The sequence below is a fragment of the Undibacterium parvum genome (assembly GCF_003955735.1).
Classification (GTDB): domain Bacteria; phylum Pseudomonadota; class Gammaproteobacteria; order Burkholderiales; family Burkholderiaceae_D; genus Undibacterium; species Undibacterium parvum.
This window is the reverse complement of the sequence record NZ_CP034464.1, coordinates 619,375-632,375: the sequence shown is the minus strand read 5'-3', so window position 1 is coordinate 632,375 and position 13,001 is coordinate 619,375. Positions and strand designations below refer to the sequence as shown.

The 13,001-nt window shown below is 48.2% G+C and carries 12 protein-coding genes; 9 read left to right on the top strand and 3 right to left on the bottom strand.

Translation table 11 applies throughout. The features are described 5' to 3' along the window. Positions 1 to 28: 28 nt before the first annotated feature. From EJN92_RS02815 to EJN92_RS02780, 8 genes are all read left to right on the top strand, one after another. Complete coding sequence (locus tag EJN92_RS02815; RefSeq protein WP_126129735.1) at positions 29 to 283, top strand: BufA1 family periplasmic bufferin-type metallophore; 255 nt, start codon at positions 29 to 31, stop codon at positions 281 to 283. A 32-nt stretch (positions 284 to 315) separates the two neighbouring features. Continuing rightward, positions 316 to 1,194 carry an MNIO family bufferin maturase gene (gene bufB / locus EJN92_RS02810; protein ID WP_227869677.1) on the top strand — a complete coding sequence of 293 codons (879 nt, stop codon included), beginning with the start codon at positions 316 to 318 and terminating at the stop codon, positions 1,192 to 1,194. Beyond that, entirely contained in the window at positions 1,187 to 1,999 is an 813-nt protein-coding gene (locus EJN92_RS02805) for an HvfC/BufC N-terminal domain-containing protein (protein ID WP_126126435.1), read from the top strand. Before bufB ends, EJN92_RS02805 begins: the two co-directional genes overlap by 8 nt. An 85-nt stretch (positions 2,000 to 2,084) precedes the next feature. Then, a complete protein-coding gene (locus EJN92_RS02800) occupies positions 2,085 to 2,555 on the top strand; it encodes a DoxX family protein (RefSeq protein ID WP_126126434.1) in 471 nt (156 codons plus the stop codon). Positions 2,556 to 2,817: 262 nt separating this feature from the next. Then, positions 2,818 to 4,047 (top strand): efflux RND transporter periplasmic adaptor subunit, encoded by a 1,230-nt coding sequence (locus EJN92_RS02795; protein WP_227869676.1) that lies wholly within the window; start codon positions 2,818 to 2,820, stop codon positions 4,045 to 4,047. Between the two features lie 2 nt (positions 4,048 to 4,049). After that, positions 4,050 to 7,166, top strand: a complete 3,117-nt coding sequence (locus EJN92_RS02790) for an efflux RND transporter permease subunit (RefSeq protein WP_126126432.1) — start codon at positions 4,050 to 4,052, stop codon at positions 7,164 to 7,166. A 237-nt stretch (positions 7,167 to 7,403) separates the two neighbouring features. Beyond that, entirely contained in the window at positions 7,404 to 8,759 is a 1,356-nt protein-coding gene (locus EJN92_RS02785) for an SGNH/GDSL hydrolase family protein (protein ID WP_126126431.1), read from the top strand. 91 nt (positions 8,760 to 8,850) lie between these two features. After that, entirely contained in the window at positions 8,851 to 9,531 is a 681-nt protein-coding gene (locus EJN92_RS02780; RefSeq protein WP_194074958.1) for an OmpW/AlkL family protein, read from the top strand. Between the two features lie 105 nt (positions 9,532 to 9,636). Here the strand turns inward: EJN92_RS02780 and EJN92_RS02775 are convergent, their stop codons facing one another. The 3 genes from EJN92_RS02775 to EJN92_RS02765 all read right to left on the bottom strand — a co-directional run bounded on the left by EJN92_RS02775 (position 9,637) and on the right by EJN92_RS02765 (position 11,916). Further along, the gene (locus EJN92_RS02775; RefSeq protein WP_126126430.1) at positions 9,637 to 10,632 is read right to left on the bottom strand and encodes a GGDEF domain-containing protein; all 996 of its coding nucleotides are present in this window, start codon (positions 10,630 to 10,632) and stop codon (positions 9,637 to 9,639) included. Positions 10,633 to 10,729: 97 nt separating this feature from the next. After that, the gene (locus EJN92_RS02770) at positions 10,730 to 11,593 is read right to left on the bottom strand and encodes an HDOD domain-containing protein (protein WP_126126429.1); all 864 of its coding nucleotides are present in this window, start codon (positions 11,591 to 11,593) and stop codon (positions 10,730 to 10,732) included. Continuing rightward, positions 11,590 to 11,916, bottom strand: coding sequence for a hypothetical protein (locus tag EJN92_RS02765; protein WP_126126428.1), 327 nt, complete (start codon positions 11,914 to 11,916; stop codon positions 11,590 to 11,592). Before EJN92_RS02765 ends, EJN92_RS02770 begins: the two co-directional genes overlap by 4 nt. Before the next feature lie 367 nt (positions 11,917 to 12,283). Between EJN92_RS02765 and EJN92_RS02760 the strand changes: the two genes are divergently transcribed. Continuing rightward, a complete protein-coding gene (locus EJN92_RS02760; RefSeq protein WP_126126427.1) occupies positions 12,284 to 12,940 on the top strand; it encodes a DUF1345 domain-containing protein in 657 nt (218 codons plus the stop codon). Positions 12,941 to 13,001: the final 61 nt, after the last annotated feature.

Here is a 13,001-nt window from a genome sequence, read left to right as displayed (position 1 = left end):
GGTACTTTTTAAATTCAAGGAGATGGACATGAGTAACAAAGCATTGATCGCAGTGGCATTGGCTGGTTTGATGGGCTCTTCTATGGCAATGGCCGCTGATGGCGCAAAAACTGAAAAATGTTTTGGTGTGGCCAAGGCAGGACAAAATGATTGTGCAACAAAAAATGGTACACATTCATGCGCAGGTCAGGGCAAAAAAGATATGGATGCGAATGAATGGAAAAAAGTACCTGCCGGTACTTGTGAAAAAATGGGCGGCAAGCTCGAAGCACCTAAAGCTTAAATTTTTTAGCTTTACAGCAAAGATCATTATTTGTGGATATCCCGATTTCTACAGATAAGCTACGCAAACCCGCCGCCGCCTTGTCGGGCAATGGCGTCGGTTTGCGTAGTCAGCATTACCCGGATTTTCTGAAAGCACCAGTGGCGATAGACTGGTTAGAAGTTCATTCCGAAAATTATTTTGGTGCTGGTGGTTATGATTTGCATGTCTTACATCAATTGCGGCGCGACTATCCGATTAGTTTACATGGGGTCGGCCTTGGCCTCGGTTCTCAGCGCGGCTATTCAAGCCAACACCTAGAAAAATTGCAGCGTCTGGTGCAAAGAATCGAGCCTGGCCTCGTGTCTGAGCATCTGTGCTGGGGCAGTGTTGCTGGCCGCCAGATGAATGATTTACTCCCTATGCCTTTGACACGCGCGGCTTTTGATCTGCTTGTCAGCAGAGTGACTCAGCTCCAAGAGATACTGAAACGCCAGGTTTTAATTGAAAACGTCTCAACTTATCTGCGGTTTGCCGGAGATGAATTTTCAGAGTCTGAATTTTTGGTGCAATTAGCTAAAAAAACCGGCTGCGGTATTTTGCTCGATGTGAATAATTTGTATGTGAATCAATGTAATCACGCTGAGGATGCACATGCGGCATTGCAGTGCTTTAGTCAGCTTCCGGCCAGCAGCATAGGTGAAATCCATCTAGCTGGCCATTTACTGACGCCAGAGTGCGTGGTCGATCATCATGGTAGCCAGATCGCCGCTCCCGTGTGGGCTTTGTATCAAGATGCTTGCAGCTTGTTTGGCGCGGAAATTCCGACCTTAATCGAATGGGATACCGATATCCCTGAGCTCGATGTTTTGCTGGCGGAGGCGAATAAGGCCGAGCAGTGTCGCGTACTAGAACGGGCCCTAAATGGCTAACCCGACTAACCAGGCGAACATGGATGAGGACAGCACGACTGACTTGGAGACCGCGCAGTCCTTGTTTGCCGCGGCGCTGTTGGATATTTCAAATACTCACTCCGCCTTAGACTTATTTTCTAATGATGCGTCTCAGCGCGAAGGACGCTTGGCTTTTTACCGGGGAAATTTGAATGCAATCTGGAGCCAAGCTCTGGTAAATGCTTATCCGGTACTGCAGCAATTAGTCGGACAAGATTTTTTTGAGCAAATGGCGCGCGCCTACGGGATCACCTTTCCCTCAGCTTGCGGGGATTTAAATTATTTCGGAGCCGATCTGCCGCGCTTTTTAAGCGCCTCTAGTATGACCGCGGCGTATCCGTATTTTTCTGATGTCGCCGCTTTGGAGTGGCAGGTGCACCGCGCTTATTACGCCGCCGATGCCGATGTGCTGAGTCTGGGATCGTTGTTGGCAGGTGCTGGCCAGGATTTGCAAAGCGCTAGGCTTGATCTGCATCCTGCCACGCAATTGCATCAATCTGCGAGCTCCAGTGTGGATGTATGGCTGGCGCATCAGCCAGGCTCAGCGCTGAGCTTGCCTAGGGAATTGAATAGCAAAAATTTTGCGCTGGTCACTCGCAATGAGTGGCGGGTCCAGGTGCATGCTCTGGACCACGCAGCCTATCTGGCATTGCAGGCATTGGCTCAAGGAAATACCATAGAGCTGGCGCTGGAATTGGCGATGGAGCAGGACGCGCAGTTTGATATTGCGACGCAACTCAATCTATGGTTTTCGGCCTCCGCATTTTCAGCGTATTCTGTCTAGGCTGTTGCAACAATCGCGCTCAACAATGTAAGTAAATGCTGGCTGTTTCGACTTAAAGTAGTCAACAATAAATTTGGAAAATACTATGAACTACTTTTTGCAGCTACATCGTTTAAGTATGCGTTTTGATTCTTTGCTGGAAGAGTGGGGCGTCTCGGTATTAGCCTTGGCCTTGCGTATTTTCGTGGCGTGGCAGTTTCTGAAGGCGGGCTGGATCAAACTTGCGGACTGGGAATCGACTCTTTCTTTGTTTCGAGAAGAATACATGGTACCGCTTTTGTCGCCCGAGTTGGCCGCGGTAATGGGTGCAGGTGGCGAGCTATTCTTTCCGCTCTTGCTGATCGTTGGTGTCTTTTCCCGCCCAGCGGCCTTGGGCCTGTTTGCCGTCAATGCCATGGCGGTGATTTCTTACCCTCAGTTGTGGCAGTTTGAATGTCCTGCTGCCATCAATGATCATTTTTATTGGGGCTTGCTCTTGCTGGTTTTGATCATGGTGGGACCTGGCAGATTTTCTGTGGATCAGCGCATTAAGAACATGGATAGGCTGGCAAATTGAGTTCTTGAAATTGAGCGTGGGCTTTGGCAATTTAAAAGGAGGGCACAGTCTCTCCTTAGTCATTTAAGCGCATCGTAGTGCAGTTTTGTAAAAATTAATTTAAAGTAGCGTAAATGATAGCGTTTTGAGAACTTCTTCTCATTTGCCCGGTCAGAGTCTACAAAAGAAAATCTCAAGAATAAAAATTCAGACTTTGCTGCTATTTTTTGGCAAGCATTAAGCAAGGCCCTCGATGGCACCCTCACCAATGACAAAGAAAATTATGCACACAACTGGCCGCCTTACTGCCTCTTCCTTTCTACAACGCTGGCGGCTGCCCTTATTGGGCTTGTTAGTCATTCTCATTGCTGGCACAGCTTATTTAATCTATGCAAAAAAATCCAGTGCCGATGCGCAAGAGCATGCAGACAAAGACAGCAAGACTAAGCTCGTGTTTGAATTGGCAGCGATCGATGTACTCAAATCTGAAATCCGTGATTTGAATACCAGTCTGGCGATTTCTGGATCCTTGGTGCCTCTTAATCAGGTCACGGTGCGTGCCAAAGTGGGCGCAGAAGTACGCGAGACCCTAGTGCAAGAGGGAATGGCGGTGACTAAGGGGCAGGTCTTGACGCGCTTTGATGCTGCTGATTTACGTGCACGATTGATCACGCAAGACGCCAGTGTCGATGAGGCGCAGGCTAAGTTGGCGATGGCGAATAAAAATCGCAATTCGAATGAAAGTCTGCTCCAGCAAAAGTACATTTCTCAAAATGCCTTTGACGTGACGAATAATAGTGTGGAACTGGCGCAAGCGAGTCTCAAATCGGCCATGGCACAACGTCAGGTCGCACAATTGGCACTGGCCGACACCGAAGTGAAAGCACCCATTGATGGCATTGTCAGTAAGCGGCATGTACAGGCCGGCGACAAGGTGTCACTGGACAGTCCGCTATTTGCTATCGTTAACTTGTCACAATTGATCCTGGAAATGCCAGTTCCTGCGTCTGAAATTCCGCGAATTAAAATTGGCCAGTTGCTCAATTTCAAGGTAGATGGTTTTGGCACGCGTAGTTTTAGTGGCCAAGTAACTAGAATTAATCCTGCGGCCGAATCGGGCTCGCGTTCTATGCTGGTGTATGCAGCGGTGAATAACGCCGATGCGGCTTTAAAGGCAGGTATGTTCGCCAAGGGTAGTTTACTACTCGAAAAATCGTTGGCTATGCCTGTGATACCACTAGTCGCATTGCGTCAGCAAAATGGCAAAGACGTGGTCTACACCTTGGTGAATAACGTGGTGCAGGTCCAGACAGTTAAGCTAGGTGTGCGCAATGAAGATGAGGGCCTGGTGCAAGTGTTAAGCGGTTTAGCGCCGGGTGCGATTGTGATCTCTGCCAAATTGGATGCGATTAAACCGGGTAGTAAAGTAAGCCTACCTAAAGTGGAGGCTAAATCGGATGCGTCTATGCCCAGTATGCCCACTAAGTCCACAGCAACGACGCTAAAAGGTTAATCATGTGGGTCACTAAAGTCAGTATTCAAAATCCTGTGTTTGCGACCATGATGATGGTGGCACTACTGGTGTTGGGCGTGTTTTCCTATCAAGGTCTAGGCTTGGAGCAGATGCCGAATGTGCAGGCACCTGGGGTGTGGATGGAGGTACTGTATCCAGGCGCCTCACCAGAAATCGTCGAGAACGATATCACCAAGCCAGTCGAGAACGTCGTCAATACGATTAGCGGCGTGAAACGTATCATGGCAAGCTCGTATGAAGGGCGGGCTGGGATATGGATAGAGTTTCAGTTGTCAGTCAATGCTGATCGCGTATTGCAGGAAGTGCGCGATAAGGTCGCGCAGATACGTCCGAGTTTTCCTAAGGATGTGAAAGACCCGTTTATCATCCGTGGCGGACAAGACGGTAACGATAGACCGGTAGTGCAGATGGCAATTAGTTCTAAGCAACTGAGCCTGCGCGAATTATCGAGTTTAACCGATCAGATTATCGCCAAAAAATTCCAGAGTGTGCCTGGAGTCGGGCGCGTTGATGTACGTGGTGCGGTGGTGCGCCAGGTTCAGATTAAGCTCAATCCAGACCGGATGGCGGCCAATAATGTGGGCGTAAACGAAGTTTTGAGCGCGATCCAGGCGACTAACCAAAACATGCCTGCTGGTCTGATCACGCTTGGCTCTCAAGATCAATTAGTGCGTCTTGAGGCGAAAATTCAGGATGCCCGTGGCTTTAATAAAATCATCGTAGCACGGCGTGCTGGCACTCCGGTCTACCTGGAACAAGTCGCCGACGTGATGGATGGCGAAAGGGAAGAGTTTTCGATTTCTCGCTTGAACGGAGAACGCGCCATCGCTGTGGCAGTTTCAAAAATACAGGATGCCAATATCGTTGAGGTGGGCGACGGTGTGATTGCCGCTATCGCTGATTTAAAGACGCGCTTACCAAAAGATGTGGTGATTAGTGTCAGTGAAAATAATGCCGACTATATACGGCAAGCACTCAATGGCGTGAAAGAAACCATACTCGAAGGTGCCGTATTGACGGTACTGATTGTATTTTTATTTTTGCATTCATGGCGCAGTACGATTATTACCGGCCTGACTTTGCCGATCTCGGTGATCGCGACCTTCATCGCTTTGAAGGTCTTTGGTTTTACCCTTAATCTATTGACCATGATGGCGCTCTCTTTATGCATAGGCTTGCTAATCGATGATGCCATCGTGGTGCGCGAAAATATAGTGCGGCATCTGGGTATGGGGAAAAATCACCGGCAGGCAGCCGAAGACGGTACCAATGAAATAGGTTTGGCAGTGATGGCGACCACATTTGCGATCGTCGCCGTATTTATCCCTGTGGCATTCATGAAGGGCATGATAGGACAATTTTTTTTCCAGTTCGGGATTACTGTCTCGGTGGCGGTGTTAGTTTCTCTTTTTGTTAGTTTTACCCTAGACCCTATGTTGTCTTCAGTCTGGCATGACCCTAGTGAAAACCGGTTTCAACGCTTGCCGATACTGGGACGCATGATGGAAAAAATTGAACATGGCATAGAGTGGCTGCACGCAGTGTATGGACGTTTGCTGGAAATGGTATTGCGCAAACGTAAAACTACTCTGACTCTGGCGTTTGCACTATTCATAGGTAGTTTCTTTTTGCTGCCATTGATAGGCGCAGAATTTATACCTGAGTCCGACGAGAGTCAGATCATGTTAAATCTAAAAACACCGGTAGGTTCGAGTTTGCATTACACCGATGAAAAAACGCGTCAGGTCGAAGATATTTTGAAAAAGATGCCAGAGATAATCACACTCAATACCAGCATAGGCATAGAGAATGAAAGGAATACGGCACAAATCAATATCAAGCTACATCGCCCTAGTGCCATGCATAGAAAGTCGCAAAAACAATTGGAATCGCAAATACGCGAGCGTTTGCAGACTATACCCGGGATAGAGGTGGGGGTAGGTTTTGATAAACCAATTTATATCGCTATTTTGGGGCCAGATGCGGATAAATTACAGGAGGTGATTGCTGAAGTCATGCGCAAGGTCGGCGCGATTAAAGGCATCGCTGACTTAGAGAGTAGTTTGACGGGGGCCAATCCTACCGTTTTGGTAAAAGTAAATAATGAGCTTGCCAATGATTTGGGTTTATCGGTGCAGCAAATCGGCTCGGCACTGCGGCCTTTTGTTGCCGGTGACACCATAGGGCAATGGCAGGCGCCAGATGGACAAAATTACGAAATTAACGTGCAATTACCTAAATCTGGACGGCAGAAAATTTCTGACTTAGGCGATTTATCCTTGGCGAGTAGTCGTCTTGATGCCATTGGTAAGCCGGTGATGGTGCCCTTGCGGCAGGTGGTCGAGTTTGTTACCAGCACCAGTCCACGTGTGATCAAGCGTCAGAATTTACAGCGACGTGCTGCCATTTACGCCAACGTTGAGGGACGCCCTAGCGGAGACGTCGGCAACGAAGTTCAGAAGCTGGTAAAAACCATAGAATTGCCGCCTGGTTATCGCTTTGATATAGGTGGGCAAACTCAGGAAATGCAAGAGTCTTTCAAATCGGCGCTGGCAGCTTTGGGTATCGCGGTGATTTTTATTTACCTGATACTCGCCTCGCAATTTGGTAGTTTTTTGCAGCCGCTTGCGATCATGACGGCGTTGCCGTTTTCCTTGATAGGGGTGTTGCTTGCCTTGCTGGTCACGGGCAGCACTTTAAATATGTTTTCGATTATCGGCTTTATTATGCTGATGGGACTGGTGACAAAAAACGGGATCTTGCTGGTGGATTTTATCAATCAGGCGCAGCGCCATGGCATGTCACAACATGATGCGATACTGGCCGCCGGGCAGGTACGTCTACGCCCCATCATGATGACCACACTGGCGATGATCTTTGGCATGTTGCCGATGGCGATAGGCATGAGCGAAGGCGCCGAGTCCCAAGCGCCTATGGGACGAGCCGTGATAGGCGGTATCATTACTTCGACCATGCTCACTTTATTGGTGGTGCCTATTGTGTACACCTATCTGGATCATTGGGGCCGAAACGCTCAGAGGTATTTCTCCAAAAAGCCAAAGTCGCCAGACGAAAATATCAAAGCTGAGTCAATTTAAAAGCTCAAAATGCCCTTTAAATAAGGGCATTTTTTATGTTTGGTAAAGATGCTTCTGAGATATTTTTGAAAATGTCTCTTTTTTGTTAGAATAAATACTCTAAATAGTATTTTTCTGTATTCAGGCTTTCCAGCTGGGTGCGATACTCTTCTATAAGTTTTTAGTACGCTCGTTCCATTAATTTTAGTGGTGCGGGAAAGTTATTGACTTACATAAAATTAATTCATCGGAGACAAAATGCGTCAAACCAAATTTACCTTGGCACTTTTAACTGCAGTTGCAGTATTAGCTGGCTGCGGCGGTAGTACCAATAGCGCGGGAGATCAAACTCCAAAATTTAAATACAGCGCGCAAGTGTCTTTTGGCGATAGCCTCTCTGACGTCGGCACCTATGCAGTCGGCACGGTTCTGGCACTCAAGGGCGGAAAATTTAATATTAATGGCAATAGCGTTGCGACTAATCCCGCTTTGACAGGGAAAAACTGGACTGAGTTGATGGCTGCGCAGTTGAATTTGCCGGCACCATGTCCGGCAATGACGGGTTTGAATGGTAATGCTGCCAAAGGTTTATCTGTGCCGGTGGTAAATAATCCTGGCTGCTATGGCTATGGACAAGGCGGCGCACGTGTAACTAATCCAGTCGGTCCAGGTAATGCACTGACGGGCTCGGATTTAGGTGCCTTGACTGTACCAGTTGCCACCCAGATTAAAAATCACCTGGCCGCAGTCGGTGGTAAATTTAAAGGTGATGAGCTGGTGTTCGTGATGGCCGGTGGTAATGATGCCCTGATGCAGTTGGGAACGCTATCTGCTGGTGCAACTAAAACAGGTCAAGACAAATTTGCGAGCACCTTGGTTGGTTTGTTGGCCTCTGGCGCGACGAGTCCAGCTACGGCGGCACAAGCAATCGGTATCGCTATGGCGACCGAAAGTGCACGTGCAGGTCACACCGATGAGAGTGTAGTTGGCGCTGCTGTTGGCGCTGCCGCAATCCAAGCGGGAAATTCTTCGGTCGCAAGCCCAGCTGTGTACGGTCCTATGGTGGTTACTGCAAAAGCTGCAGCTACCACAGCGGGTTCCGATTACGCGAAAGCAAATGGACCAGCAGCCGTCGTGGCGATGGGGGTTGCCGGTGCCGAGCTGGTCGCTTTAGTCAAGACGCAAATTATCGCCAATGGCGCTACTCGCGTAGTCGTCAATAACCTGCCTGATCTGGGAACCACGCCAAATGGTCTTAGCCAAAGCGCTGAAACTCAGGGCTTGATCAATCTGATGGTGAAAACTTTTAACGACCAACTGAATGCAGGTCTGGCCAGTGAAGCGAAAGTTGTATTAGTCGATGTGTTCTCGGTTAGTCATGATCAAGCTACAAATCCAGCTCCTTATGGTCTGACTAATGTGAAAGACATGGCTTGCGATTTGAGTGTGGCGAAAAATCCACTGGAAAGTTCGCTCGCTTGCAATGCTGCGAATCTGGTGGCTGGTGATGTAAGTCACTATCAGTTCGCCGATTCGGTCCATCCTACTCCGTTTGGCTATTTGTTATTGGCACGTTATGTGACTGAACGCCTAGTGGTCAAAGGCTGGATGTGAGACTAGCGATGCCTGACTGTTTCATCAAAACAGTCAGGCTGACAGTATCTGCAAATGGCGTTAGCCATACTAAAATGAATCTGGAGACACAATGAAATTACATATACAGAGCGCAGTGAAAATGCTGGCAGTAGCGGCAGCGATGACAGTAGCGGCTAGCGCCTCGGCGCAAAGCGCAGGCCAATGGACAGTTAAGGCTGGTTTGAACGTGATCACACCTAAGGTTGAGAGTGGCGATTTGTCGGCTCCGGCCTTGCCTCATACCAAAGCGGCGGTCGGTACCGATACTGAGCCTGTGCTCATCATCACTTATAGCCTGACCGATCATATTGTTATGGAGCTTCCTTTAGGCTTGCCTTACGAGCATAACTTGTACGGTGCCGGTGCAATTGAAGGCACGGGGATGCTGGGTAGTTCTAAAGTGTTGCCAGTCACAGGCTTGGTACAATATCGTTTCCTGAGCCCAACCGCAACATTACGTCCTTATGTCGGTGTCGGCGCAACTTACGCTGTTTTCACCAAGACTACAGGCTCTGCACAATTGACTGCATTGTTGGATGTTGGTGGTCCGCCGGCAACGTTTAAACTCGATAATAAACTGGGCGCGACTTTGCAAGCTGGTGTTGCCGTTGCACTTAATGAAAAATGGTTTATGGATTTGAGTGTGACTAAGACTTATTTGAAAACTAAGGCAACTTTCTCTACTGGACAGACTCAGGATTTGAAATTTGATCCTTTGGCGGTCAGCTTTGGTGTCGGTTATAAGTTCTAAATCCGAGTCAGGTTTTTCGGCTGGTTTAGAAAATTAAAAAACCCGCGCTGCCTTAAAGCAGCGCGGGTTTTTTATGTACAGGTTTTAATGGCTAGGCTATAAATTCTAAAGCGAGACCTGATTTCTTCCCGCTTCTTTAGCCCGATACAGCGCCGCGTCTGCGGCTGCCACAAATACCGTACCATCTTGTGCTTCTCTGAGCATGGACAAACCAAATGAGGCGGTGATATGCGGTAATTTGATCGTTGAGTCGGCAAATACGCGGGCGTTTTGCAGGCGCTCACATAGCCGATTTGCCACTATCAAAGCCGATTGTTCATTGGTGTTGGGTAGAATAACGATCATTTCCTCGCCACCATAACGTGCCGCAAAATCGCTAGGGCGCAAACCCGCGTTCAACACTTTTGCTGCGGTTTGTAAGGCATCGTCGCCCATCACATGACCGTGGGTGTCATTGAATTTTTTAAAATGATCCAGATCGACCATGATGATGCTCAGCGGGACTCCGGTCGCGTGGGCATTCTCTATCATGATGGGCAATTGGCTATTGAGCCAGGCCCGGTTATGCAAGCCAGTCAGGCCGTCAACCATAGAAAGCTGGCGATAAAACTCTCCAACCTTTTGTCGCTTGCGAATTTGCGCATTTGCCGCGCGGATACGAAAAGAGAGTAGTTGCAAGAGGTTTCTGGCAACGCCATTCGATTCATCAATCAGCTTCCACATGGTTTCTGCTTCGACTACCAGCAATTCACTCTCGCACAGGGCTGAAATATTACTTGAGTAAATTTCTTCATCCAGCACAGAAATTTCACCTACACATTCGCCGGGTAGATACTGGTGTTTGGTATGTTCGGTAGCTTTGCTGTCTGGGCTTGCTGTCGTATTACTGGCCGTGTTTCCTAATGCGCCACTGAGCACGATGTAGAGGCGGGCGCCAAAGCTATGCGCATCCAACACGATCTGCCCGGCTTTTGCTTTGACCACAAAGCAGTTTTTGATGATGTGGGCTATTTGTTGCCTATCTTCTGGGGAAATGTTGCGAAATAGATGGATGCTATCAATGTCGTAATCGGCATTCTTAAAATACTTCAATTGTTCCAAAATAGATTTTCCAAATACGTTAATCGAAAAATAGGCGTTTGCAAAAATCAGCAGCGCTCGAGCAGTTACACACTAGCTAAGCAGCAGAGCTGTACGCTTATAAAACCTGATCCATCGCCTCAAAACGCAATTCAGTCTCGCGAAAAATAGCCAGATAATCGGCTTCGGTCAGTGCCAGCGTATCCCAAGCGGCTTTAGACAGCAAGGGCACCATCTCTTTTTCGGTCTGACTAAGGTCCAGCGCATGCGCAATCACATTGGCCACATGGACGATTGCGGCTACCGAGTTGAGTTCCTTATTTTCTGGCTCATGATGACCCCGAATCGCATCTTGTATCGCATCCGAAAATTGCCAATGCACCGCCAGTATCAAACCGGCCGCAACATGATCAATACCGAGAATAGCTTGCTCAGCATCGATCAGATGGCAATCTCTTTGCGCCTGGCAATCCAGCACTCTTGCGTATTCCTGGGGAAAGCGGGTGACCAAGACCAAGCGACCTATGTCGTGCAGCAGACCTGCGGTAAATGCGAAATCGTGCTTCATGTGCAGGGTACGCGAGATCAATTCTGCACAAATCGCGGTGGCGACGCTATGCCGCCAAAATGCTTTGAAATCAAAACCGCGGCAGCGCGATACCGGAAAACTATTCGTCAGCGAGGTCATGCGTATCAAGTTTTTGACATTTTTGACGCCGAGCATGGCCACCGCCTGTTGCAAGGTAACCACTTTCGAGTTAGCGCCATACAAGGAGGAATTGGCTAATTTTAAAGTCTTGGCTGCGAGTGACTGGTCTTGTGCTACTTTTTCACAAATGGCGTCGAGACTACTGTCTTCATCATCCAGATTGCACAACATCTGGCGTGCCAGTTCCGGCAAAGTCGGCAAGTCTTTGATCTGCTTGATCACAGCCTCTAAAGGCAATTGCTGGTCTGAATCTTCAATCAGGGAGCTGCTCATTGCGCCTCCTCTAGTCGATATTTTTGTAAGTAAGCGAGCAGCTTAGCGATAGGGCCATCTTTTTCTGCATGTCTGAATAGGCTATCTAGTCTCTGCATTTTTACTTGTAAGCTGATCGCAGCATCCGGTTCTGGTTCAGATGTGTCGTCAATCAAAATCGAGAGTTGATGTACATCATGATGGTGCATGGAGGCAATCATGGCTGGCGTTAAGCAAGTGCCAGCGGGTAGCAAAACATGGCCGAGTTTATCCAGCAGATTGTCGGCCAAGACCATGTCCGCGATAACGCTTTGCAGTGGCAGATAGTGGTGGCGCTTATTCATAAAATAGACTGACCCCGGCGGCAAATTAAAACTTAAGCAAAATCCTAACTGGATTCTTAATCACGACTAAGCAAGTGCTTCTGCTTTTAGTGTAATAAATTTTCAAGGAATTACCATGATTTTGTTGTTGATGAATAACAGTTTTCCTACTATATACTACGCTCTGGCTAAATAGTCATGATGTTGGCTTGCGCATGCATCTATTTTTGTTGCGATTAGGAATTATGCAAAAACGCCTCAGCACCCTTGCACTCGCCTTGCCGTATTAAAGTAAGTCTTAGTCGCTGCGCTTAACGGAAATAATTTTGCCTAAATCCTCACTCAGACGCATTTGGCTTGCTGTATTTTTTGGAAGAAAACACATTTAATGGATTTTTTTAAGAATTTATTTCATAGCCGTTCTAGGCTCAGTATCAGTGTGGTCTTGGGATTGCTGGCCTTTCTCTTATTGCCGGCGCAATGGGATGGCGTCACGCGCGCGCTTTTATGTTGGAACGTGGCGGCCTGGTGTTATTTGATCTTGATCTCTTGGTTGATGTTTAAGGACCATAAGGCCAGCGTGCGTCAGCTAGCCCAGCAAGAGGATGCCAGTGCGCTGGCGGTTTTGTTGATCATGTCGCTGTCTGCCGCGCTCAGTTTGATCGCGATCGTGTTTGAACTCTCCGGTATGAAGGGTTTGCCGCAGGATCTACGCTTACTCAAATATGCCTTAACCGTGGCAACCGTGTTTGGCTCCTGGTGTTTGCTGGCAACGATTTTTACCTTTCACTACGCGCTAATGTTTTACCGCTCCCCCAAAGATAAGCGGCCTTTGCGTTTTCCCGACGATGAGGCATGTCCCGATTATTGGGACTTTTTGTATTTTTCCTTCACCATCTCTTTGGCGGTGCAAACCTCAGATGTGACCATCATGTCGCGTCAAATGCGCAAGACGGTGTTGGGTCATGCGGTGTTAAGTTTCTTTTTCAATTTGGCGATACTCGGTTTCTCCATTAATATCGCCGCCAGTTTGGTCGGTAATTAGATGGCCTTGCTTGGCCATGCGCTAGTATCAGACTGCTTGCCGCACGCTGTTTTTTTTCGAC